Origin of the sequence: Corynebacterium sp. CCUG 69979 (assembly GCF_024454095.1) — a bacterium.
Lineage (GTDB): Bacteria > Actinomycetota > Actinomycetes > Mycobacteriales > Mycobacteriaceae > Corynebacterium > Corynebacterium genitalium.
The window spans coordinates 24,456-31,483 of sequence record NZ_JAGPZA010000021.1 but is presented as its reverse complement, the minus strand read 5'-3'; the positions used below and the strand labels follow the sequence as shown (position 1 = coordinate 31,483).

Genomic DNA, 7,028 nt, shown 5'->3' with positions numbered 1-7,028 from the left:
CGCTTCCTAACAATGCGCTAGAGTAAAGCCAATAATTTCACCCCCACGGTGTCTACTTTCCGGGGGCCGGGCCCCCCAGAGAATGAGCCGCGCCTCAGTCAGCAACCAGCGCAGGTTCATCCGTCCTAGCGCCATGCCGACGCAGATGTAGGCCATCCACGTGATCACGGGATAAGTGCCTCCGGCAAGAAGCGTCAGAAGGGTTTCTACTGGCTGCGTGAACAAGGACGTGAAGTTCGGGTTTGCGGGGCCCTTGTAATCAACGAAGGAGTTCAACGCGAAAATCGCGAGCGGCCCGAGAACGATGAAGCCTCCGGCGGTGATCAAGAGACTGCGGATCCGCATCCCGGTGAGCAACACCGCTACCAAGAACATCAGACCGTAGTACGGCAAGATGTTGAAGACACGCAGGGGCAGCTCGCTGATGGCCAAGCCCAACAGCAAGATCAGGATCGCACGGGTAACAAGGGAAACCCTGCTACGCGTCATCCGCCGGCCCTGATGCGGGTTATTCGCGCCAGTAATCAGCGCTACGGAGATTCCCGCCAAGAGAGCGAACAGCGCAGCGGCATTACCCGCTAGGAGCTGCCAGACCACGGTCGGCCGCCCCGTATAGGGGCTGTACGCGGGCAGAATGTGCACCGCGATCATGCCAAGCAGCGCGAACCCGCGCGCGACATCGAGGCCGACGATGCGCTTCGGGTTGCCACTGGGCCCGAACGCCCGATCAGAGCTCCAACGTACCCTGGACGGCCCCAAAACTTCGGGGCTCGGACCATCCTCCGGTGGAGGTAGCGTCTCCTTTTGTCCATCCCAAATGGGCCGGACTCCCGCTGGTCCTGGGGTGGGGCGAGCTACGGATTCCTCAGTTGAGGGATTCACTGATGATGACATACTGCTGTTTTCCTACTTCATCAACTGCATCAAACGGCGGAATAGTGCGCATCTGAGAGAGTGACCTTGCCTGATTGATCGTCTGCCGGCGCTTCGTCTGCTGGCGCTTCTACGTGCGCGACCGGGTTGCCGGACCAGACAGTATCCGCGGGGATACCGTCGTTGCGCAAGACCAGGGAGCCCGGTTCGATCGTCGTTCGATCGCCTAGGGACGATCCTGGCAACATGAAGCTGTTCGGGCCGAGGGTGGCTCCCATGCCCAACTCGACGGTCTCCAAGGCCATCACTCTGTCGTGGAACAGGTGGGTCTGCAACACGGTTCCGCGGTTGACCGTGGAACGGTCGCCGAGCCTAATCAAGTCGAATTCAGGCAGCCACCACGATTCACACCAAACGTGCTTGCCAATATGGCAGCCCATCATGCGCAGCCACCAGTTGTGCATAGGGGAACCCAGCGACATCCGGATCAAAGACGGGACAGCGAGCAACTCGGCGAAGTTATCGACGAGCTCACCGCGCCACACAAATGTGGAGAACAGGGTATGGTCGCCTGATTTGAACCTTCCGACCAGCAGCCACTTCGCGACGATGGGAACAGTACTTGCGATGATTCCGGCGGCGAGCACAACCGGGAACACCCACAACAAGACGGCGTTGAATCCAGCCTGACCCATGCCTGCACGCATGTAGATCTCGGTGAGCACCCACACGATGAACAGATCGAGGTACGCCGTCACCATGATCGGCACGATGCGGAACGCCTCGACGACTGCGCGGGCCACCTTGAGATAACGCGGTGGCTTGAACGTGTGAGCCACGTCGGCTTCGACGTGGGCGCGGGGAATCTCACGGATGGAACGTCCGAGCCACGAGGTGCCTCGGCCCGGCCGGTAAGGGGAAGAAGACAACACTGCGATGAGGGCGTCTTCGGGAAGATCGTGATCAGCACCGACAATTCCGGAATTACCGACGAAGGAGCCGTCACTCACCACCGTCGTTCCGAGGTGGACCCATCCGTTGCCTTGTCGTGCAGCACTGCACAGTGAGTGGTCCGCAAGGAAGCATCGGTCGCCGATGGAGGTCAGGTGCGGAATGGTCTCGACGGTTGAGATCTCGGTGTCCTCGCCAACACGAGCACCAAGGATGCGCAGGAATGCCGGGGTCAACCACCCTGCGTACATGAAGTAGGTGGAGGTCAATGTCTTCTGCAGGAGAGTGTGGGTCATCCACACCGCCCAGCCAGTAGTGCTTCGCTGCGGGAAGTACCCGGGCTGGATGAACACAGAGCAGAACCGCACGCTGAGCACGACCAAAGCGAGCCATGTCACCATGACCAGAAGAATGAAGACTGGTGTCCATGCTGCGAGAATCGGAAACACATCTTGGTACCGGTCGCGGGACCACACTGTCGGATAGATCAGCAAGATGCCTGGCAGACTTGCCAGTACGGGCAGCAGCGTCATCCACGCCATTCCTGCACCGAAGTAGATACCGCGCTCGAAACGGTTCACCAGTGTCACAGAGCCGCGGCGTGCAGCTTCCTCCGGAGAAAGCTCCGGCCACGTCAATCCGGCTTCGCCGCGGTCTGCCAGTGGTGATCCACCGTAAAGGCGACCCGGAGCGACCTCACCGGAAACACACGAGCCCGAGAGGATTTCGGCGTTGGCGCCGATGCGGGAGTTAGGCGTGACAAAGGTGCGAAGGCCGACACGGACCCCATCTTCGATATCGATGCTGCCAAGGATGAACGTGTCCCCTTCAATCCAGTGGCCCAAGATATCGACCTCTTGTTCCAGCGACACTCGGTCGCCGATTGTGGCCAAACCGGTGACAGGAGGCATGGTCGCCAGTTCTCCGTCGCGTCCGACCGAATTACCCAAGAGACGGAAGAACAGTGGAGCCATCGGGGTGCCCAGAAGTGTCTCGAGCTTCAAGTACGTGACGTACCGCTCAGCAGCCCACACTCGCATGTGAGTCCACCCGCCGCGGAGATACTCACCTGGTCGAATACCGATGGTGAGCAAACGTGAGACAAGCGTGGCTTGTGCCACCTTGCCGGGTAGCGAGAACAGGACGATCCAGCCAATGAGCAGCGGCCAGAAAGGAAGTGCCGGGACCCACGGGGCATCCAGGAATACGTCGAGGGCCCATACGACCAGTAACGCACCGACCACGTAGCGCGCCGCGTTGACAAGGTAGATTCCGCACACCCAAAGGAACTGGAAGATGCCCGTCCACCAAGGAATCTTCTTCGGCGTCGGCCGAGGTTCCAGCGTCGCATTCAAGGTCTCAAGGTAGGCGGCCATGTCCTCGAGAGTCGGGTTGTCGTACAACGCGCCGATATCGAGTGCCGGGTAGTCCGCTCGCAAGTCGACGGCGAGCTTGGCCAATGCGACCGACGACCCGCCATTCTCAAAGAAGTTGGCATCTGCTTCGAGCGGAACAGGACCCAGCTGGTCTGCCCACTTGCCTGCGAGCCAGTGCAGCTCAGGGGACAATCCAGCGGTCACTTCTCCGGAGTCTGGCAGCGGCCATGGCAAGGCACCCCTGTCCACCTTTCCCGACGTTTTCATCGGGAGCGAATCCATGACGCAGATCGACGGTGCGATGCCGCCCGGCAGCACTGTGGAAAGGTGAGCGCGAACCTCCTGGAGGTCAAGCTCACCCTCAGCAACGACGTAGCCGACGATGATGTCCGATCCGGCCGCAGTAGTCTTTTTCGCGGCCGCGGCAGCCGAAATGCCCGGCGTGCTGGCCAGGGCTCGGTCAATCTCACCGAGCTCCATTCGTCGACCACCGAACTTGATCTGATCATCGGTGCGCCCGGCGAAGATCAATCCGTCTCGCTCGGCGACGACAAGATCTCCTGTGCGGTACGCACGGTCCCACCCAAGGGCAGGGATGGGAGCATACTTCTCTGCGTCCTTAGCAGGGTCGAGGTACCTACCAAGGCCGACTCCTGCGACAACCAGCTCGCCCGATTGTCCCCACTCGACCGGCTGCTCGGTTTCAGGGTCGATCACCGCGAGTTCCCACCCGGGTGTAGCTCGGCCGATGCGGACCGGTTCGTCGTTTTCAAGTCGTTCCATCTTGTGGCCCGAACAGATGACTGTCGTTTCGGTCGGCCCGTAGGTGTTCCACAATTCGCGCCCTGGCGCGACAAGGCGGTTCACAAGTTCCTTGGGTAGTGCTTCTCCACCGAAAATGAGAAGGCGTACTGCGCTAAGGGACTCGGTGGGCCAGAAAGACGCGAGCGTAGGCACAGTAGACACCGCAGTGATTTCGTGCTCAGTGATCCACTGCCCCAGGGCGTCTGCCGAGCGGACAATGTCGCGCGGAGCAGCGACCAGGGTCGCACCGTAGCGCCATGCCAGCCACATTTCCTCGCACGAGGCATCGAAGGCAACGGACAGTCCGGCCATGACGCGATCTTGCGGTCCAAGCGGAGCATCCACAAGGTACATCCGGGCTTCTGCGTCAACCAGGGCAGCTGCAGAGCGGTGGCTCACCGCAACGCCTTTCGGTTTACCGGTGGAACCGGAGGTGAAGATGATCCATGCGTCATCGCTGAGACCCGGGCGTCCGGGTTCTACCTGTGCGCCGACTTCACGGTGCATGGTGAGCATCAGGCGCGCGCCGTACACCGCCGCAACATTGGCTTCTTCCCACACAGTCGTGGCGCGTGAATCTGGGTCATCCCAGTCCACAGGCACGTAAGCAGCCCCGGCACAAATGGTTGCCAGAATTGCCACGTAGAGGTCGGTCGTTCCCGACGGCACGCGGATTCCAATTCGATCACCGACACCGATTCCGTAGCTTGCAAGAATCTCGACCTGTTCATCGATTCGCTCGGCAAGCTCCCGGTATGTCAGCGTTCCATCTGAACCGGACAGTGCCGGGGCATCTGGAAACTGATTGACAGTTTCCATAAAGATGTCGACCAATGTCCTGGGTTCAGGGACTTCCTCGACACCGTAGATAGCTAGTGACGGATCATCGAACTCGTCCGATGTCCGATTGTCCTCTGTATGCACCGCAAACCTCCTAGTGCAAGTTTCGATCGGCAGCAGTAGGCATCACAGTTGACTTCAAGCTAGGAAACGCTGAACCGTAACGGATGACTGCTACCTGATACATCAATTATTCAGCTCTTAGACTTCATTTAAGGAGTGCCCATTAAAGCAGTTTAATGTTGCGTTTATCAACTCATTGAGCATCGAGGGACCTTGCATGTCCACAAGATACCTCGAAATCATTAAAACTGCTTGGAAGAACCTTAGGCGAATGCCAGTTATTGATAAGATGCAGGTCCCTCGAGCGCACTATCCCTCAGATTGCGGGCCGATCTTTCCTCGCATCCACGGCACTGAGGTCGCCGCGATTGCTAGCAGGAGCGCGATTGCCGTGAATGCCGCCGCGTAGCGCGCAGGCACGATGGAGAAGCTCACGGTACCGAACGCGATAGCAGTCACCCACATATACAGGACAAGAACAGTGCGCCGGTGGGTGTGGCCGAGGGCGAGGAGTCGGTGGTGAATGTGCTGCCGGTCCGCCGAGAAAGGGCTCTTCCCTTGAGATACGCGGCGGATCACGGCCATGACTAGGTCGATGACAGGTAGCGCAATCGCGGCCACGACGACAATGAACGGGCTGATCAGTGCCACGAAGTCCGCGGTGCCATACAGAGACATGTTGATCTTGCCGGACGCAGAGATCGACGCTGCCGCCAACAGCAGGCCGATGAGCATTGCTCCGGTGTCCCCCATGAAGATCCGGGCAGGTTCAAAGTTGTGCGGAAGAATGCCGCCGCAGATGCCCACGAGACCGGCACAGATGATTGCCGGCGGGTATGCGGACACGGCGCCGCCTTGGTCGTGCAGGACAGTCAAGGAGAACACCAGAATCGCTGCCCCGGCGATGAGCCCCAGCCCAGCGGAGAGGCCGTCGATGCCGTCGACAAAGTTGAAGGCATTGATCAAAGTCACAGTGATCAGCGTGGACACAATGATGCCTTGCGTCTGGTCGAGGATGAGCGTGGTCCCACCGTCGAAAGGCAAGTAGATGACATTGAACGACAGCCCCAGTACCGCCATGGTCACGGCGGCGAGCACCTGGCCGGCGAACTTCGGCAAAGCCGCGAGCTCGTATAGGTCATCGATGACGCCTACCACGACGATGAGGAATGCGCCGATGACCACAGCCGTCATCTCCGGCGTGACCGGAGCGAATCCGCGGGTCAGAGCTGGCAGCTGCATGGCCAGGAATACCGCGGACAAGAAACCGGTGAACATCGCCACTCCCCCGAGGCTCGGAGTGGGTTGGGTATGCACGTCGCGCTCGCGGACCTCGGCCACTCGCCCGGTGCGTACGAGCATGGAGCGCACGGGGCCTGTAGCCAGGTAGGTGATCACCGCGGCCACGAGGATCACCAGACCCAGCTCGCGGAGCGGGACGCCAGCGCCTGACATTTAGCGATCTTTCCGCCGGAGTTGTTCAGGCGTCATTCCCAGAACCCCGCCGATGCGTTCCGGCGAGATCGCGCCTTCGCGCAGAATGATTGGGCTCGGCCCTGAGATGTCGATGATGGTGGACGGCTCCCCCACCTCTGCCTTGCCGCCGTCCAAGTAGACCTGAACAGCTTCGCCGAACTGGTTGCGCGCACCCAGCGCTGTCACGGGCGGTGCTTCACCGGAAATGTTCGCACTGGACACCGCCATGGGGCCGGTCTCGCGCAGCAACTCGATTGCGACTGGTTGAAGCGGCATGCGCAGCAGCACAGTGCCGCGCGTGTCGCCCAGGTTCCACGGCAAGGAGGGCGCTTCCGGCACAACGATGGATAGGCCACCGGGCCAGAAAGCTTCCACAAGGGTCTTCGCGGTGTCGGTGAACTCGCGCACGAGGCCCTGAATCGTGGTCCACGACCCGACGAGCACAGGCACCGGCATGTCCGGTCCGCGGCGCTTGGTGGCCAGCAGTTTCGCGCAGGCATCCGGGTTGAAGGCGTCGGCACCGATGCCGTAGACCGTGTCGGTAGGAATGACCACGCACTGCCCCGCGCGCACAGCGTTCGTCGCGGCCTCAATGCCTTCCTTCCGGCCCTGCGGGTCGAGGCAGTCGTAGACTCTGCTCGGCAT

Annotated in this window: 4 protein-coding genes; all 4 read right to left on the bottom strand. The window is 60.5% G+C overall.

The genetic code is table 11. From position 1 onward, the window contains the following. Positions 1-6 precede the first annotated feature (6 nt). Complete coding sequence (locus KBX18_RS10340) at positions 7-894, bottom strand: heparan-alpha-glucosaminide N-acetyltransferase domain-containing protein (protein ID WP_255995961.1); 888 nt, start codon at positions 892-894, stop codon at positions 7-9. Positions 895-923: 29 nt separating this feature from the next. Then, positions 924-4,928 (bottom strand): Pls/PosA family non-ribosomal peptide synthetase, encoded by a 4,005-nt coding sequence (locus KBX18_RS10335; protein ID WP_255995959.1) that lies wholly within the window; start codon positions 4,926-4,928, stop codon positions 924-926. Between the two features lie 288 nt (positions 4,929-5,216). Further along, positions 5,217-6,362: an MraY family glycosyltransferase gene (locus KBX18_RS10330; RefSeq protein ID WP_255995957.1), complete on the bottom strand. Its 1,146-nt coding sequence runs from the start codon at positions 6,360-6,362 to the stop codon at positions 5,217-5,219. Beyond that, a complete protein-coding gene (locus KBX18_RS10325) occupies positions 6,363-7,028 on the bottom strand; it encodes an L-threonylcarbamoyladenylate synthase (protein WP_255995955.1) in 666 nt (221 codons plus the stop codon). It abuts the gene before it with no gap.